The following is a 655-nucleotide window of genomic DNA, read 5'->3' as shown; positions in this document are numbered from 1 at the left end:
GTTGAATCCGTCATTCCGCTGGTTGAGCCAGTCCCCATGCTGGTCCGGGGTAACGGTTTGCCACCGTTGTTGCTCAGTGATCCCTGCAATACTGCCAAACTCGATGAGTTTGCCCAGTTTTTCCTCACGGGTCAGGCCATCACCGATGTTGTGGTAATAAATCTGACCACGCCGTTCGTCGTCCTTGTTTTTGACGAACAGGGTCACAGCAATACCAGTCATGCTGCCGCTTCCAAAAATATTCTGTCCTTCTTGCGCTCGTCCCTTACTCAGCATGTTTTTCCGGATATCTCCCCGCAAGTTCAACACATGAATGCAGGTAAATTCCTCGGCCAGACATTTGCGTAACCCATCCATGGCTGGTTTTTCCGCAAACCCGGAACCGGATACAAACCCAATCACCCCACTATCTCCAATACGGTCACTGGCCCAGCGAATCGCCCGGATGTAACTGTCGTACAACGCATTCTTGTTGGTCGCAGTGGAACGGTCTGCATAGGTGCTTCGGATACAGCTGTCCAGATGCGGGTATTCCACATTCTGGTTATTGTCGTTGGCACTGCCCTGACCTGCTGAATAGGGCGGATTTCCCAGGATCACCCGGATATCGAGGTTCCTCTGTTTTCTTCTTCGGTTGCTGTTCTGGACCAGCATG

General features: G+C 51.9%; 1 pseudogene. It reads right to left on the bottom strand.

From position 1 onward, the window contains the following. Positions 1–655, bottom strand: a pseudogene (locus IV91_RS16130) (damage-inducible protein); the annotation flags it as partial.

It is taken from the genome of Ferrovum myxofaciens (assembly GCF_000735045.1).
Classification (GTDB): domain Bacteria; phylum Pseudomonadota; class Gammaproteobacteria; order Burkholderiales; family Ferrovaceae; genus Ferrovum; species Ferrovum myxofaciens.
The sequence above is the reverse complement of the archived record's forward strand: the minus strand, read 5'-3'. Positions and strand labels throughout refer to the sequence as shown.